The organism is Streptomyces sp. NPDC045470 (assembly GCF_040646595.1).
GTDB lineage: Bacteria > Actinomycetota > Actinomycetes > Streptomycetales > Streptomycetaceae > Streptomyces.
On sequence record NZ_JBEZAN010000003.1, the window covers coordinates 853,664 to 868,932 of the forward strand.

General features: G+C 69.4%; 14 protein-coding genes and 4 pseudogenes. 6 read left to right on the forward strand and 12 right to left on the reverse strand.

What is annotated here, in order from left to right; all coding sequences use genetic code 11:
* Nucleotides 1-155: 155 nt before the first annotated feature.
* From AB0A97_RS13920 to AB0A97_RS13945, 6 genes are all read right to left on the reverse strand, one after another.
* Entirely contained in the window at nucleotides 156-548 is a 393-nt protein-coding gene (locus tag AB0A97_RS13920; protein ID WP_361148644.1) for an SDR family NAD(P)-dependent oxidoreductase, read from the reverse strand.
* A gap of 101 nt (nucleotides 549-649) precedes the next feature.
* Nucleotides 650-1,066, reverse strand: coding sequence for a hypothetical protein (locus AB0A97_RS13925; RefSeq protein ID WP_361148646.1), 417 nt, complete (start codon nucleotides 1,064-1,066; stop codon nucleotides 650-652).
* On the reverse strand, nucleotides 1,066-2,334 hold the full coding sequence (locus AB0A97_RS13930; protein WP_361148648.1) for an amidase domain-containing protein: 1,269 nt from the start codon (nucleotides 2,332-2,334) through the stop codon (nucleotides 1,066-1,068). Before AB0A97_RS13930 ends, AB0A97_RS13925 begins: the two co-directional genes overlap by 1 nt.
* Nucleotides 2,335-2,341: 7 nt before the next feature.
* Entirely contained in the window at nucleotides 2,342-2,665 is a 324-nt protein-coding gene (locus tag AB0A97_RS13935) for a type VII secretion target (protein WP_361148650.1), read from the reverse strand.
* A 414-nt stretch (nucleotides 2,666-3,079) separates the two neighbouring features.
* Nucleotides 3,080-3,742 carry a restriction endonuclease gene (locus tag AB0A97_RS13940; RefSeq protein WP_361148652.1) on the reverse strand — a complete coding sequence of 221 codons (663 nt, stop codon included), beginning with the start codon at nucleotides 3,740-3,742 and terminating at the stop codon, nucleotides 3,080-3,082.
* Nucleotides 3,743-3,845: 103 nt separating this feature from the next.
* Complete coding sequence (locus tag AB0A97_RS13945; protein WP_361148654.1) at nucleotides 3,846-4,055, reverse strand: hypothetical protein; 210 nt, start codon at nucleotides 4,053-4,055, stop codon at nucleotides 3,846-3,848.
* Between the two features lie 470 nt (nucleotides 4,056-4,525).
* On the opposite strand from AB0A97_RS13945, the pseudogene AB0A97_RS13950 reads away from it, so the two are divergent.
* From AB0A97_RS13950 to AB0A97_RS13965, 4 genes and pseudogenes are all read left to right on the forward strand, one after another.
* Nucleotides 4,526-4,780, forward strand: a pseudogene (locus tag AB0A97_RS13950) (APH(3'') family aminoglycoside O-phosphotransferase); the annotation flags it as partial.
* 115 nt (nucleotides 4,781-4,895) lie between these two features.
* On the forward strand, nucleotides 4,896-6,041 hold the full coding sequence (locus AB0A97_RS13955) for an LPXTG cell wall anchor domain-containing protein (RefSeq protein WP_361148656.1): 1,146 nt from the start codon (nucleotides 4,896-4,898) through the stop codon (nucleotides 6,039-6,041).
* Nucleotides 6,042-6,836: 795 nt separating this feature from the next.
* Nucleotides 6,837-7,253 (forward strand): hypothetical protein, encoded by a 417-nt coding sequence (locus AB0A97_RS13960; protein ID WP_361148658.1) that lies wholly within the window; start codon nucleotides 6,837-6,839, stop codon nucleotides 7,251-7,253.
* Between the two features lie 65 nt (nucleotides 7,254-7,318).
* Nucleotides 7,319-7,729: a GNAT family N-acetyltransferase gene (locus tag AB0A97_RS13965; RefSeq protein ID WP_361148660.1), complete on the forward strand. Its 411-nt coding sequence runs from the start codon at nucleotides 7,319-7,321 to the stop codon at nucleotides 7,727-7,729.
* Here AB0A97_RS13965 and AB0A97_RS13970 read toward each other — a convergent pair.
* From AB0A97_RS13970 to AB0A97_RS13995, 6 genes and pseudogenes are all read right to left on the reverse strand, one after another.
* A pseudogene (locus tag AB0A97_RS13970) lies at nucleotides 7,719-8,250 on the reverse strand (transposase). The gene AB0A97_RS13965 and the pseudogene AB0A97_RS13970 sit on opposite strands and share 11 nt — an antisense overlap.
* A pseudogene (locus tag AB0A97_RS13975) lies at nucleotides 8,247-8,782 on the reverse strand (winged helix-turn-helix domain-containing protein). The pseudogenes AB0A97_RS13970 and AB0A97_RS13975 overlap by 4 nt, the downstream one beginning before the upstream one ends.
* Nucleotides 8,783-8,842: 60 nt before the next feature.
* A pseudogene (locus AB0A97_RS13980) lies at nucleotides 8,843-9,059 on the reverse strand (transposase); the annotation flags it as partial.
* A gap of 745 nt (nucleotides 9,060-9,804) precedes the next feature.
* Nucleotides 9,805-10,143 carry a MerR family transcriptional regulator gene (locus AB0A97_RS13985; protein ID WP_361148662.1) on the reverse strand — a complete coding sequence of 113 codons (339 nt, stop codon included), beginning with the start codon at nucleotides 10,141-10,143 and terminating at the stop codon, nucleotides 9,805-9,807.
* 711 nt (nucleotides 10,144-10,854) lie between these two features.
* Nucleotides 10,855-11,004: a hypothetical protein gene (locus AB0A97_RS13990; RefSeq protein ID WP_361148664.1), complete on the reverse strand. Its 150-nt coding sequence runs from the start codon at nucleotides 11,002-11,004 to the stop codon at nucleotides 10,855-10,857.
* A 610-nt stretch (nucleotides 11,005-11,614) separates the two neighbouring features.
* Nucleotides 11,615-12,772: an FAD-dependent monooxygenase gene (locus AB0A97_RS13995; RefSeq protein WP_361148666.1), complete on the reverse strand. Its 1,158-nt coding sequence runs from the start codon at nucleotides 12,770-12,772 to the stop codon at nucleotides 11,615-11,617.
* Nucleotides 12,773-12,861: 89 nt separating this feature from the next.
* Here AB0A97_RS13995 and AB0A97_RS14000 point away from each other — a divergent pair, with 89 nt between their 5' ends.
* Both AB0A97_RS14000 and AB0A97_RS14005 read left to right on the forward strand, forming a co-directional pair.
* Nucleotides 12,862-13,419 (forward strand): TetR family transcriptional regulator, encoded by a 558-nt coding sequence (locus tag AB0A97_RS14000; RefSeq protein ID WP_361148668.1) that lies wholly within the window; start codon nucleotides 12,862-12,864, stop codon nucleotides 13,417-13,419.
* A gap of 504 nt (nucleotides 13,420-13,923) precedes the next feature.
* Nucleotides 13,924-14,070, forward strand: a complete 147-nt coding sequence (locus tag AB0A97_RS14005; RefSeq protein WP_361148670.1) for a hypothetical protein — start codon at nucleotides 13,924-13,926, stop codon at nucleotides 14,068-14,070.
* The last annotated feature ends 1,199 nt before the right edge of the window (nucleotides 14,071-15,269 follow it).

Genomic DNA, 15,269 nt, shown 5'->3' on the forward strand with positions numbered 1-15,269 from the left:
GCGCCCGAGCGTGAGCGGCAGGGCGAGCCCGACCGGACGCCGCAGCCCGGGCAGTCGTGGCGCTCGGCGTCGCCGACGTCGCTGTGACCGAGCGCTGTAGTCGGCACCATTCGCCGACTACAGCGCTCAGCGTCCGAACGTGGCCTTGCGAACTGTTACTCGGTGACGGATTCCGAGATCTCGCGCCACGTGGCGTCGTACTCTGCCTGGGCCTGGGCCACGGCGGCGGCGTACTGTACGGCGTCCTTGCCGATCAGCAGACGCACGGGCGCGTCGTCGCGGCCGACGAGGTCGCGGATGACCTGGGCGACCCTGGCGGGGACGGCGGGTTCCTGGCCTGAGGCCTTTCCGAGCATGTCGGCGAAGGCACCGACGGTGGGCTGGTAGGGCTCGCTGATCGGCGGGACGCCCATGGACGAGCCCGCCCAGTCGGTGCGCATGCCGCCCGGCTCGATGGAGGTGACCTTGACACCGAAGGGAGCGACTTCCTGGGCGAGACCCAGGGAAAAGGCGCTGACGGCCCACTTGGAGGCCTGGTAGGCGGCCACCCTTGGGGTAACGAGCCCGGCTGCTGGGTGTCCGGAAGCCGGGCTGAGGCCGCGCGTCCGTGGAGGGAAGGAGAGGTGACCGGGCGCCGTACGGCGGTGATTCACACGCAGCTTATGGTGCCGCCAGGAGCTGGCTGGTACAGATGCCACACGATGATGGCCTCGGCGAGCAGCGGCAGGACCCCCAGGAGAGCGAAGGCCAGTGCGACGCCGCCACGCCAGCCTCTCAGCGGTGTGCTGCCGTGCCGTTCCCCTCGCAGCGCCAGCAGGACCAGGAGGGCGATAGCTCCCAGGCCGCAGGCCAGGGCCCCGTAGGCGGAGGCGTACATCTGCCAGGTCAGCGGCAGGTCCCCGCAGTGTGCCCATTCGGCCTTCAGGTGGTCCTTCTCCGCAGCGTCGTGGGCGATGATGCCCGCGACGCCGAGGACGACCAGGACCGGTACCCACAGGGCGGTGCGTGCCGGGCGGGTGGCGGTGCCGCCCGGAGCCGGCGCTGTACGGGATCGTGGTTCGTTCATCAGTACCAGTCCGGGTGGGGGCGGACGATCCGTACGTTCTGCCGGCCTTCGGCCTTTTCCGTGTTGGGCAGACGTCCGTCGAGGCTGACGTTGCGGTACGGATCGCTGTGCTGGGTGTACTTGATCTCGCCGTCCGGCATGACACCGGTGACCACGGCTGCGTGGTGGGTGTTGCCCTTGCCGATCTCGTCGTTGTCGCCGGCCTGCTCGTAATAGATGATGTCCCCGGGGCGGACCTGGTCGCGCGGGACTTCCTCGCCGCCGTGATCGAGCATGAAATTCTGCTGATTCTCCGCACCCGCCCACGTCTTGGAGAAACCCAACGACCGGTCGACATCGCGGAAGCCGGGCAGGTCGATCTCGGTCGGGTTTCCCTTCATCCAGGTGTCGTCGGCCCGGGTGCCCCAGAAGGACTCCTTCTCCTTCATCCCCGCGTGGACCAGGGATTCGGAGACGAAGTTGGTGCAGTTGTTGCCGAAGTCGACGTCGTCCTCCTGGTCCCAGTTCTGCAGCGCGTACTCGACCATCTTGACGCGGTCGAACTTGCCGTCCGTGCCGCGCATCTCCTGTTTGGCGCTCTCCGGCAGCCCCTCCAGCTTCGACAGGGCGACCGGGTCCGCCAGCATCAGATCGTGCCGCTGCTCGTCGCTCAGGCCGTTCCACCACATGCGCTGGGTCATCGGCCCGGCATCCTTGGGTATCTCGGCGCCGAGGATCTCCATCTCCGCCTGAGACGCCTTGTTCTGCACCTTGAGCGCTTCGTCGGGGTCAGCGATGTTCACCTGTTGCGTCAGCATGGCGAACTTCGCGGCGGCCGTGTTGTCGGCCTCGCCGACCTGCCGCAGCACATGATCGCGCAGCGCGACGATGTGCTCGCGCGCATGCAGCTTGTCCGGGTCCTCACCCGGCATCGGCGCGCCCTCGGGAAGGCCGTCCGGCCCGATGCGCAGATTGTGGCGCTGGGCGAGTTCGTTGATCTCGCGCGCCGAACTCAGCGCGGTCTCCATGCTGTCGGCCACGGCCTCGCAGAGCATCTTGCCGCCGAGCAGGATGTCATAGGCGGACTCCAACTGGTCGGCCAGCTTTTCGAATTCCTTTGCGGCCTTCTGGCCCACCTCGTCGGTCCAGTTGTCGGCCAGCGGCTTGGTGCCGTTGTCACGGATGTCCTGGGCGGCGCGCAGGGCGTGCTTGGCCAGCGTCGCCCATTCATCGGCGGCTTTGTGCCACTTCTCGGGCCGGGCGTTGATCACGGCCTCGTAGTTCACCACCGGCCGCTCACACCTTCCCCAGGTCGTTCAGTCCGTGCCGCAGCCGTGAGGCCGCTTCCTGGTCCTGTGCGTCGTAGCTGCCGGCGCTGTCCTGCAGCCGCTCACCCAGCTCCCCCATCTTCTTCGCCAAACCCACCATGTGCTCCTCCCACGTCAGCGCGCAGGAGTAGAGGTGCTCGGCACACTCCCAGCCCCAGACGGAGTCCGCCGAACCCGTCGCCTGGCTCTCCTCCAGGGAATTGTTCAGCTTGCGTACCGTCTCCCGGGACAGCGCACTCATGTCACTGCCCGTCGACCGCACAGCATGGCTGTTGATGCTGATGTCGCCCATGCGTGGATCCCCACCCCGTCGATCACTTTCCGGATCATCGTACGGGAGTGTCTGGAGGCGGCCGGCCGGCCCGACACCGTGAGAAAGAGCCTGCGCCAGCCGGTTGTCGAGGACAGCGGGGCGAGCTGACGTCGGGCTCCATCAGCCACCGGGTCCGGCCGCCGCCCGGCCTCGCGTGAGGGAGGATGTGCGCCGTGCGCACGGCGCATCCGCGGGGCTGGCCCACCACCGCTCCGGCCCGGGCTGTCTGTCTGCCTGCCTGCCTGCCTGCCTGCCTGCCTGCCAGAGGACGGTGTCGTTGTACGGGTCGACCGTCCAGAGCCTCCCCCACGTGTTGGCGGGAAGCGTGGCGATGAGCTGAGCCAGCGCACTGTCCTGGCCGTCCTGAACCAGCCCGTACGGCAGCCTGCCCAGTCAGGCAGAGGGGCGCCGCTTGGTGCCGCCGCCGCTGCCGTTCAGCGGGAACAGCGTCTCCAGGTGGGCGCCCTTGACCCAGGAGCCCAGCAGGTCGCGGTTCAGGGCCACGACGTCCTGGCGCACCGCCAGGCCCAGGGCGTCCTTGGTGAACGAGCGGCACGTGGTGACGAACAGGGCGACATCAGCACCGTGTTCGGGACGGGCGGTGCCGACGAACTTCTGCATGTCCTGCGAGGGCACGCTGCGGTGCGGCGCGTACTTCTTGCACTGGATGACCAGCTTGCGGCCGTCGGCCAGGTAGCCGATGACATCCGCGCCCAGGTCGCCGCTCTTGCCGCTGACGACGACCTTCGTACAGCCGTCCCGCCGGCACAGATCGGCGACGTATGCTTCGAACTCCTGCCAGGACAACGCGTCCACCTCGGCCATCGACAACTCCCGTGACCGGGCCTCCTCCCGCACCCGCCACGCACGGTCCTGGCTGACTGCGAGATGGTGGGCCCGCCACAGCGTCCACCCGGCCCCGCCCACCAAGGCCGCGCCGAGCACGGCCACCAGTGCGGGCCACACCGCCGACCAGTGCCTGGCCGCCCACACCGCGGCGGCCACTGTCGCCGCCGCACCCCAGCCTTGCAGTCGCCTGCGCGTCCGCTTCTTCATGCGCCGGCGCCGTCGACGTGCCGCCATCACTCCCCAACTCCCCAAGCCCGGGCCCCGCAGTGCGCACCGACGGGCTCCGTCCGGCCCGTACGTGTACGGGGGCTCATCGGCCGGCCTGGGTGACGCCGCTTGCAAGCCGTCCCAGAATGTTCAAGATCCCCTGGCCTACCGGGGTGGGCGCGATCAGGACGCCCAGGGCCAGGACAATGACGACGGTCATCTTCTCGTCGAAGCGGCTGCGGGCTTCCGTACGCCGCCGCAGCCGCACGATGACGACGATCGCGAGCAGCACCGCCGGATTGATGGTCAGCAACCGTCCAGCCCTCCCCCACTACCGGGCACCAGATGGAGACGGCCGCACGCCGCCCCAGCCTTCCTTGTGTAGCCGGACGGCAAAGAGGTGGAAGGAAGATCGCTGGCGAATGGCGGAAAGGCATCGGCTTTGGCCGGACGATGCGCTGCTGGACGGTCAGGCGACGTGCCCGGACCGAAGACGGGGAGGCTGACGGCGCCCTGCGCGGTGGCAGCGTCCGGGCCCGGGGAAGGCCGAGGCACCCACGGCACCACGGTGGCCGGGCCGTCGAAGTCGTGGCGCCGCTCGCGCACGCGAACGGAGTCTCGCCGGTTGCCGGGTAGCGGTGGGTGGGGCGGGGGGCCCACACGGAGGTGTCGGTGCAGGCGAAGGCGGCGTCAGTGAGCCAGGACGCCTTCCGGCGAACTGCTAGCGCGCTCACGTCGCAACTCGGGCATCACCTCGCCCAGTAGGCCGCCACGACCGTCGTCTGCCACGGCGGCTTGTGCCTGCCCAACCTCGTGCTCGCCCCCGGCACCCTGACCGTGGCGGGCTTCATCGGCCTCGGCCGCTCAGGCGGGCCGACCCGTACAGCCGACCTCGCCCTGCTGTTCGTGGCCGCCCCGGAGACCTGGGACGACGACGCGCGGGCGGCCGCGTCGGAGGGCGCGTTCACCGCCCGGTACGGGATCGCCCTCGACCGCGAGCGGGAACGCTTCTACCTGCACCTGGGTCCCCTCACCTGAGGATGAGGCCGGCAGCACTGTGATCTGCGCCCGTAACAGGCGGCACAGTACAACCATTTGCCTCACCAGGGGTCACCTAGGCGTACACGCCTGACACCCCAGAAAGGCCTCGTTGATGAAGTTCCGCCAGACCCTCACGGCTGCCGCGGCAGCGGCCGTGCTCGCACCCGCCGCTGCGCTGGCCACACCCGCCGTCGCGTTCGCCACGCAAACGCCGGGCCAGCCGGCAGACATCACCGCGTCTCAGCAGGACGGCACCCCGGAGGACGACGGCACGTCCGGGAAGCCCGGCGGGGCGACGGAATCGGGCGGGTCGCCCGTGACCGGGAAGCCGGCCACCGGAACCGACGCGAACCCGAAACCCGGTACGGGGAACGACACCGGTCCCGGGTCCGGCACCCAGCCCGGCACCGGCACGGACACCACGACCAAGCCCGGCCAGGAGCCCGGCACGCGGCCGGGACAGGACCCCAAGACCGAACCGGGCACCACGAGCGGCGGCTCGAAGACCGGGAACGACGAGCCGGGCAAGCAGTGCGAGGTCGGGCCGGGGCGCCTGCAGATGGCCGTCGAGGGGATGCAGACCGAGTTCGTCGCCGGTGCCGGCTGGAGCCGTTCCGCCATCACGATCACCAACACCTCCGGCAAGGCACTGGACAGGGTCAGGCTGGCGCCGCTCGCCTACTCCTTCGAGCCCGTCGACTACCCGTACTGGGAACTGCAGGCGGAAATCCTCGACCCCCGGACGGGCAGGTGGGTGAGTTTCGACGACGTCATCAGCGAGGAGGAGTTCACCGATCTCTCCGTAGGCGCGCACAGCACGGTCAGCCTGCCGATGCGGGCCCGCGCGATCCCCACGGCCACGCCCGGCCGCGGTTGGGTGATCATGGAGGGGACGTACGCCGACAAGGACGGCTCCTGCGGCAGCTCCAACCACGGGGAGTACTACTTCAGCATTCTCCCGGCGCACAGCAAGCCCGGTAAGCCGGAGAAGCCCGGTAAGCCGGAGAAGCCGGGCAAGCCCAGCGACAGCGCGCAGCCCGGCGCCGGCAGCGCGGGCGGCAACACACCGCAGGTCGGGCTGAAGACGCAAGGCGGCGCCCGGGAGACCGCGGGCACCGGTGAACTGGCCGCGACCGGCGCGTCCTCCGCACTGCCGACGATCGCCCTGGTGGGCGGCGTGGCGATGGCCGTTGGCGCGGGTGCGGTCGTCGCCGTACGCCGCCGTAAGACGGGCGCCGGCACGAACGCCGCGGTCTAGGGGCCGCGGGCCGGGTCCGGCGGCAGTCCGGACCCGGGCCGGACCGGCACCGTCAGGGGACCGGCACCGTCAGACGGCCGGTGCCCTGGTGGCGCGTAGCTGTGCCAGCGCTGCCAGGGCCTCCGGGGCGCCGGTCTGGCCCCGGACGCCGGGAAGGCGTTGACGACCGCGATGATGTCCACGCCGAAGACGTCCAGCGCGCACAGCTAGCCGGTCCGGCGCACCGTGTCCGCCCAGCCGGACGGGCAGGCCGCCGAGAGCGAGCGGCCCGGTGGGGCCCCGGCCTTCGGGCGCGAGTTCGAAGCGGCACAGGGCTGCGAAGAGCCGGCCGTCAACAGCCCAGAGCCTGTGGCCCCAGCCGCTGTTCGGCACGAACTCCTGGACCCCGACCAACTCCTGCGGACGACGGCGGCGAGCTCACGCAGGTGCGCTCCGGGGCGAGCTCACGCAGGTGCGCGTCGCTGTCGACGCGGGTCACCAGGTCCCGCTTGCGGCTGTGCCGGCTCTTGACCACCGCCGCCCCGGGAAGCCCGGCCCGTCGGCCAGTTGCGCGAGCATGCTGAAGGTACGGGTGGCCACGAACGGGAGGCCGGCGTGCCGGGCGCGCCACGCCATCGCCGTACGGTTCTGGCACAACGTGGCCGCCGCGGCCGAGTTCACCACGGGAGCACCACGGCTCTCCAGCGCGCGGGCGAAGGCGAGCGCCCGAGGTGTACGCGTCCTCAGCTCGTCTTTCAACCAGGCGGTCGGTTCAGGGCCGAGCTGAGTGTCAGTGCTGGCGCGTAGATTGTGCGGGTGAGCTGGGACGTATTCATCATGCGGTTTCCGCCCGAGGCCAAGGCGATAGACGAGATCCCCGAAGACTGGGAACCACCGAGTCTGGGCACAGGCCGCGGTGTTCGTGCTGTCCTTGCAGAGATGCTGCTGGGCATCGAGTACTCGGAGATCGGTTGGGGCGACTACGAGGGTCCCGGCTTCTCCATCAGCACCCCGGTCAGCGAGGCTGACGACGCGCCGGTCGCCGGAGTCAGCCTCTTCATCCACGGCGGCAGCGAAGCAGCAGCTCATGCCGCCATCGCGGTCGCCGATGCGTTGAAAGCACGGGCCTTCGACACCGGGTCGGGAGACTTCCTCACCGTGGGCTGCGCCCAGTCGGCTTTCGATGCCTGGCGTGCGTACCGAGACCGCGCCCTGGACCAGCATGGGCCCTGAGCACGTCTTCTACTGAGCTTGTAGGCGTGTTGTCGCTCTGGAGGCTGGTCGGCGACGCTGGTGGGATGAGCGGAGCGATCTCTTACACATGGCGCGACCCCATCACTGACGAGGAGATGGTCGACCTGGTCCGCTCCCATGGCGGCAACGCCGTTGTCGGCTGGTGGAGCAAGGTCAATGAGTACAGCCTCGGCTGGGTGGGGGCCCGTGATGGCGAGGGAGCCCTTGTCGGCTTCGTGAACGTGGCCTGGGACGGTGGAGACCACGCCTTCTTGATCGACACAAAGACTCGGGGCTCGCACCAGCATCGCGGTATCGGGACAGCAGTTGTCCGTCTGGCGGCGGCCCGTGCGCGTGCGTCGGGGTGCGAGTGGCTGCACGTTGACTTCGAGCCCAGGCTGCGAGACTTCTATTTCGACGCATGTGGCTTCCGCCCGACGGACGCAGGACTGATCCATCTGCCCTCTACGGGGTGATGATTTGAGCGTTACGTCTTAAACGGGTGGCCGCGAGGCATCCGTCGACAAGGTTGCTGCGGTATTGGATTTGGCGGAGTCCGTGCCGAAGGGCGCGCATCAGGTGGTCGGGGTCGGTGAAGGCGGTGTTGGCCTGGCTGTTGCGTCGTAGCAGTGACCGGATGCCCTCGGCAGGGTTGAGGGCGGGTGCACAGGCCGGCAGGAAGTAGCAGGTGATCCAGTCGTGGGCGATGGTGAACGCCTTCATCCGGGCGCCTTTGTGCACGTTCAGGTTGTCCCATACGAGCACGATCGCCGCAGCGAGCTGTTGGTGGGCGGCGGTCAGCAGCTCGCGATGATCGGTCCAGGTGAAACTACGTCTGCCGCCCCACTTGTGATCGACGTGCCGCTTGGGCCGGTAGATCGGACGGGAGCGTTCGCCCTCCTTGTAACAGGCCAGAGCAGCGATGGAGAAGCGGCGCTGGGAGCTGACGGGTGGGGTGTCCGCGCCTGGCCCAGGTGCGGGCGGTCGGCGGCGTCATCGAGAAGCCGGCTTCGTCTTCGAAGCAGAGCCAGTCCCCGAGCGCCGCCACGGTGTTTCCACCTGTGGCCAGGTCTCCTTCACCCAGCCGGTGACGGCTTCCTCGTTGCGCTCTACCGCGCGGCGGGCGGGGGCCTGGTGGCTGAAGCCGTGCCGGTGCAGCATCTGCGCGATGGCTGAGAGCGTCATCCTCTTGTGGAACCGGCGCCCGATCAGCGTCTTGATCCGCGCGAGCGTCCAGGTCTGGTCCGGCCAGCCGTGCGCTACCGGCCCCTTGGCCAGCTCCTGCTCGAACACCTCAAACAGTGCCCCACTCAGCTTGGGTCTGGACGCCGGCCCCCTCGACCCCAAGGCTGACCTTTCACCCTGTTCCCATGCCTGGTGCCACCGTTGTTCCGATCGCACGCTGACGCGCAACTGCTGACCGCGGCATTGTCGTGCCCCAGGGCGAACAACTCGGCCGCCTGCATCCGGATGTGCTCCCGAAACGCCCGTCGCTCCGCGGTCAGACCGCCCCCTTGCGGGCACCTCATATGACCGGCCTACCGCGACAATCACAGCTTGTCAGCCCCCGCGACATCACATCCACAAGGTCAGTAACTTCTGAGGCTGTCGCGTTCGATGATGCTCTCGTCCCGTCTGGTCGTCTTCCCGACGTCATAGCGGGTCGCTGGACGGCGTTTTGGGAAGTCAAGCGGCTTTATGGGTGCGGGTGTTGAGGGCTTCGGTGCACGGGCCGGACAGTGCAGGCGGGCGGAGACTCCGGAGTCCCCGGCGGACTCGGGACGGGGTGCGCTGGCCGGGCTCGGCCCATGGAGCCGTCGCCCCTGCTCCGTAGCTTCTCCCTCTTCCCCGTCGTCCACACTCCCCATGCCCGCCCCCCCGGAAGCAAGGCCGCGCTTGCGAACGAATACCCGGAAGATATTGGCATCCAGTGGGGGGGTCCAGATCCAGCCAGGCCGCGCGCCGAGCCGTCGTCGATCCAGCGCATGATCCGCGGGTCCGCGTTGATGTCCGCCATGGGCGCGAGGTCGTCGTCGTGCCACCGACGGAGCGGAAGGCGGGGGCGCGGATCTCGATCATGGCAGCATCCTGCCGAAGTCCGGCACCACACCGGTGATCGGCGCTCCCCTGTACCATCGCCGGCCGCACACCTCCGGCGACACCGCCACGACCTACTGTCCCGCCCCGCCGTGCACAGGCTGGGCGGCAGTAAGCGCCAACGCGACACCGTCGGCCGGCATCCGGGCATGCCCGTGCGAGCTGCCGCTCTGGGAGATTCTGGCTCCTCGGATGCGGAATGCTCGGGCCGTTTCGAGCGCTCAGTGGTAGCCGGCCGAGGCAGCCCCCGGGTGCGCGCCGGCCTGACGGGCACGGTCGCGGGCGGGCCGGCGGACGCCTGGCTGCCGCCGTACGTCGCTTTCGCGGGCGGGGTCACCGGTCGGCCTGGGTGATCCGCTGGTGGGCCGTATGAGAACTTGCACGATGCCCCGGCCTATCACGGGCGATCAGCATGCTCAGCGCAGGGGCGCTGACGAGGTCAGCTTCTCGTCCGTCAGGCCGCAGCCGTGGGACCGGCCGCTTCGGCGGCGCGGCGGTATTCGGCGTTGATGCGCTGGGCTTCTTCGAGCTGGTCTTCGAGGATGATGATGCGGCAGGCGGCTTCGATGGGGGTGCCCTGGTCGACGAGTTCGCGGGCGCGGGCGGCGATGCGCAGTTGGTAGCGGGAGTAGCGGCGGTGGCCGCCGGCGGAGCGCAGCGGCGTGATCAGGCGGGCTTCCCCGATGGCGCGCAGGAAGCTCTGGGTGGTGCCGAGCATTTCGGCGGCCCGGCCCATGGTGTAGGCGGGGTAGTCATCGTCGTCGAGACGGCCGTAGGAGTCGTCTGCTGTCATGTGTGCCTCTCTGTGGAAACGCGTCGAGGGGCCCTGGTGCCGTACCGGCACCAGGGCCCCGAAGGAACTGTTCACCATCTGTCGGCCCTAGTTCTGCGCCGACCTTGTGTTTCCGCGGACCCGGCCTGAGTGCTGCCGGGGGTGCGGGGATCGCGGTTGCTTGACCTCAGACCACCTCACTATCGATGTCCTGCGGTACCCGGGTTCAAGAAGTCCGCCCGGGCGATCCTGATGGCGTCTGGCTCCTCCGTTCTTCCCTCTGAACCAATTACTTGCGAAACGGGAACTGTACTGCTGGTCCCGTGTACTGCTCATGGCGGCCCCTGATCACTGCGGGCCACCCGGTCCGGTCGTCAGCTCCGTCGCCATCCTGCAACGCTTCGGCTTCGGAACTCCACCACCGCACCGTTCTGCCAACTGCAACTGCGTGTACTGCCGCCCGGCAGTTCGTCTCTGCCGGGCCCTGTCTGTCTGTCCCTCTGGGTTACGAGAGAAACTCTAACCACATCACCGCCTGATGTCTACTCCGGCCGACATAGATTTTCACTCGCTCCGTGATGAGGTAACCGACTTCGAACAGTGCCGGAAGTGTGTGCCAGGCACTTGCTGCGCGACGGGCCGCAGGCGGACACAGCGGTGCGCCGCACCCCTTTCTCTACGGCTGCGGCGCGCTGCGCGTCCGGGTCGCCCGCAGGCGGTCCGGAGCCGGGGTCAGCGGCGGCTCCAGTGCTTGGTGTCGATGGTGTGGCGGTGACCATCGCGCGGGGTGGCAGTGTCGCGCCGGTTGTCCCACACGTAGGCGCGACGGTCCTGGTAGGCGTCGCGGTCCGCGTCACGACCTCGGCCGGTGTGGACCCGCATCTCCTGGCGGCCGGCCAGGCCTACAGCCCACCCGGAGCACACCCCCACGCAGGGCCAGCAGTGCCCCCCCCACTCAAACTGCACGTCACCCGCTGTGACCAGCGCAATCACGCGGAGAGTCGGATATCGTCCCTGGCGGAGTGAAGCGCCGTACGCCCGTGTGGCTCCCGTGGTCGATCGTGTGAACGGGCGTGCCCATGCTCTGTGACTGCCGCGCTACCTCTCGAACACAGTGATCTTCCACAACGCCCTGGACATCGCGGAGATCGTCCGCCAGCTTCTTGAAGAGCGCTGGGGAATCGAATCGGAGGGCCTGGCCACATCTCGCCGTACCTGACCGAGCACATCGAACGGTTCGGCGAGTACTCCACCCACGAACTCGGCAGTCGGCCCGAAGCGTACGACCCCAAGCTCGACGTCGACTTCGCCCAGCTCCGCGACCAGGACCCACGAACGGAAGGCTTCCGCGCGGCGGCCTGACAGGCATTTCCGCGAAGGACTCTGTCAGGCCCGTTGAGCAGTACAGTCGCTGGACCAGCGCCGACACCCTGGTTGCCAAGGACCGCGCCTGGGCCGCCATGCCGTCATGCCCGCGCCGGTGCCGGTGCCGTCAGCGCAGACTCGGCGGAGCCCAGTTGGCGTGCCGCAGGATGGCCCGGACGGTCACGCCGGAGGGGGCCAGCCGGAGTCCCGTATTGCGCAGGGCCACGGCCAGAGGGTGCGTCAGTTGCTGCCCCATCCGGCCGGCCTGGCGCGCGGCCCGGGCCACTGACTGGCTGCGTGGGCGGCGTGCGGCGTCGTAGCGGGTCAGTGCTGATTCGACGGTGGGTTCGGTGGCGAGCGCAGCGGCCAGGGTGGCCGCGTCCTCCAGTGCCTGGCAGGCGCCCTGGCCGAGGTTCGGGGTCATGGCGTGTGCAGCGTCCCCGAGCAGCGCGATGCGGCCCGCGGTAAAGGTGGGCAAGGGCGTTGCCAGTTCGTGGATGTCGTGGTGCAGGACTGCGTCCGGCCGGGTCGCGTCCAGCAGCGCGGGGATCGGATCGTGCCAGCCGCCGAACCGGCGGCGCATCGCGGCCAGGGCGTCTGAATACCGTGTGCCGGGAGGCGAGTTGAGCACCGCGTGCCATTCGGCCCGGCCGTCGGTGAACGCGATGTGGCCGAACTCGGCGCCCTTGCCCCAGGTCAGTTCGAAGTCGGTACGCAACGGCACGGGATGCTCGGTGATGGCGCGCAGGACCGTTGATCCGCTGTAGACCGGGCCGGGGTGGCCGGGGAACAGCTGGCCGCGCAGACGACTGCTCACCCCGTCGGCCGCCACGACCAGATCCGCGTCCAGGAGGCGCTCCTCGACCGGCACCCGCACCCGGCCGGGGTCCGAGCAGTCGACGGACAGCACCTCGGCCCCGGTGACCAGGCACTCAGGAGGCAGCGCCTCGCGCAGCAGGCGGTGCAGCACGGCCCGGGGGATGCCGACGATCGGCGTGCCCAGTTCGCGTTCCAGTACGACTCCGTCCATCCGAGCCAGCCATCCGCCGCCGGGAGCGCGGGTGCCCCCGGTGTACTGGGGCCGTGCGGCCGCGCGTACTGCTTCGCCGACGCCGAGTACATCCAGCGCGCGGATGCCGTTGGCTTGCAAGGAAATGCCCGCGCCCACGTCAGCCAGGACCCGAGCCCGTTCGACGACCGTCACCTCCCAGCCGATCCGGCGCAGGCCGATCGCTGCGGCCAGCCCGCCGATACCTCCTCCGACCACCACCGTCCTGCCACCCATGCCCAGCCCCTCTCCTACCGCCTTGCCGCGTGGTTTCTACAGGTGTAGAAGAAGTGTATCCCGGGCTTCTACGGGTGTAGAAATGGGGGGTGCCTGATGATCGACGTACCGTTCTTGCCGACACGGCCATCGCAGTGCTCGCCGATACCGGGATGCGAGGACTGACTCACCGCGCGGTGGACCGGGCGGCGGGCCTGCCGCCCGGCACCACCTCCGCCTACTACCGCACCCGCCAAGCGCTTCTCACCGCACTGGTCCGACGCCTGGTCGCCCTCGACCAAACGGAACTCCAGGACTCCGGGAGCCGGACACCGGTACCGCAGAGTGCCGAGGAACTGGTGACCGGGATCGCCGCTTTCCTCGAACAGCGACTCACGGGAGAGGGGCGGCGACGCTCCCTCGCGCGCTACGCGTGCGCCATCGAGAGCGTCCATCACCCCGAGCTGCGGGAGATCCTCGTGCCGCGTGCGAACGCGGGGCGGCAGGTCGTACACGACTTCCTGACCGCGCAAGGCATCGCGGATGCCGAGAGCCGTACCGTCACGTTGCTGACGTGCCTGGACGGGTTGGTCTTCGACCGCCTGGTGACTGGCGGAAGTGTGTCCGAAACGGAGATCCACGGGCTGGTGGCGGCGGCGCTGCGATGACTCGCGTCAGGCGGGAAACGATCCGTGACGGCGCGGGAACCGGTCTTCGCCGAGGGGCAGGTCAACCAAGGCCACAGCGTTTTGTCGGCGCTCCCACTGTCCGGCACCCACCGGCCCGAGTACTGGCGGTCAGCATCCCCTCAGTCGTCCCCGCCATGCTGCCCTTCCTGTCGCCAAACGAACGAATGACGACAGGCGCCGCGTACGTCCAATGAATTGGGACTTTCCGGGGCCTGGCGACGGTCCGGATTCAATGACATCCGATGACGATTGACCACAGGGTCAGATGACACCTGAGGTCCGATGAGGCGGCAGGAACGAGGAACAGCGTGGCCGATCTCGTCTGCAAGCGCGTGTCGACCGACAAGCAGTCGACCGACCGCCAGGACCTCGTCCTCGCCGAGGCCGGCATCGAGGACCCGGCCGGTCGTCTTCGAGGAGGAGGCCGGCACCTCCAGCCGCTTGAGCGACCGAAGGGACAGCCGCCAGTGGGACAGCCAGGCCGTGATCAGTTCTCTGAGCACCCGCAGCTCCCCCGACGACGCCGTCCTCTTCAACGGCGCCCGGCGCGGCCTGATCGCCACCGCTTTCAAAGAGGTCTTCACGAACCGCCCCGACGTGGGCCGGGCCCGCGCCGCCGCAGCCCAGTGACAGGCCCTCACCCGCGCCGGCTTCACCCCGGCCCACCACCACAGCGCCCGCGGCGTGGACATCACCATCGAACAACGCCCCACCAGCAGACAGCCCGCCCCTGCGCCCGCCCACTGACGACTGGCTGATGCGCCGCGACTGCGCCTCCGGAAGCAGACACTCGGCTGAACCGCCCGAAGCTCCGCACTCCCCGCGGCGAACGGTCACCCCGGCCACGCCCCCGCGTAGCCGCGGCGGGCGGTGGCACCCTGCCCTTGTGCGTCCGCTACCCGGGGTGCCGATGTACGAGGTCAGGTCCTGCACCGCGGCTCCGCGCCGCAACCAGTGATCCGTCAGCCGGACGGCAAGGACGCCGGGCAGCGTGTGCCCCGTCCACGGTCCCTGGATGTGCAGCCCGAACCCGGACGGCACCTGGACCCTGGAAATCGGCTGACCGCCTGGCAAGGCTGACTTCGGGAACTTCACCGCCCCGGCGCTCGTGACAGAGCCGGGGCGGTCTCGTGCGGTCTCATGGGGAGCTTGGCAACGGCTCCACGGGTGCCGATCTGCTCGGGCGGTGTCGTCACCGCTTGTGGGAGCATCAGCGAGGCGGTGAACAGATGGATGGCGGCGTGGACCTGGCCGGCGAGCGCCTCGGGGACGCAGATGTCGGGTTTGCCGTGAACGCCAGACCGTGAACGAGGGACCACGACGCGGCCCACAAGGTGGCTGGGGGCGTCAGGAAAGATGCCCTGCACGATGCCTCGGCGTATGCGCGGATGACAGCGGTCGCGGTGGCCCGTTGCCGGGATGGCAGGGCTCCGCGAACATCACTCGGAACAGCGCCGGGTGGTCGAGTGCGAAGTGCACGTAGGCGACGGTGACCGTCGCGAGGTCGTCGGCCGTCGCGGGGGCGGGTGGGTCCTGGCCAGGCGCCCGACGGGTTCGCGGTAGTCCTCCGCCGCGCCCCGGAGACGAGCGCGTCGCGGTCCTCGTAGTGACGGTGGTCGCGGTCCGCGTAATGGCGGTGGGGGCCGCCGCCGACACACCGGCCGACTCCTGGAGGCGGGAGGGGAACGCAGGCGTTTCCCTCCCCGCGGTCCGCCCGGGGCCTCGCGCGAGGAGCGCTCTCGCACTTGGTGTGACCGAGTCAGTCGAAGCCGATGAGCGCGACGCCGGACAGCCGGACGGACGACCGCAGTGACAACCAGGCGGTGCGG

Coding starts and splice junctions, on each gene's coding strand:
- AB0A97_RS13935 (WP_361148650.1), bottom strand. CDS start 2,665: ATGGGCGACATCAGCATCAACAGCCATGCTGTGCGGTCGACGGGCAGT.
- AB0A97_RS13990 (WP_361148664.1), bottom strand. CDS start 11,004: ATGCGGGTCCACACCGGCCGAGGTCGTGACGCGGACCGCGACGCCTAC.
- AB0A97_RS13955 (WP_361148656.1), top strand. CDS start 4,896: ATGAAGTTCCGCCAGACCCTCACGGCTGCCGCGGCAGCGGCCGTGCTC.
- AB0A97_RS13965 (WP_361148660.1), top strand. CDS start 7,319: ATGAGCGGAGCGATCTCTTACACATGGCGCGACCCCATCACTGACGAG.
- AB0A97_RS13995 (WP_361148666.1), bottom strand. CDS start 12,772: ATGGGTGGCAGGACGGTGGTGGTCGGAGGAGGTATCGGCGGGCTGGCC.
- AB0A97_RS13925 (WP_361148646.1), bottom strand. CDS start 1,066: ATGAACGAACCACGATCCCGTACAGCGCCGGCTCCGGGCGGCACCGCC.
- AB0A97_RS13985 (WP_361148662.1), bottom strand. CDS start 10,143: ATGACAGCAGACGACTCCTACGGCCGTCTCGACGACGATGACTACCCC.
- AB0A97_RS13940 (WP_361148652.1), bottom strand. CDS start 3,742: ATGAAGAAGCGGACGCGCAGGCGACTGCAAGGCTGGGGTGCGGCGGCG.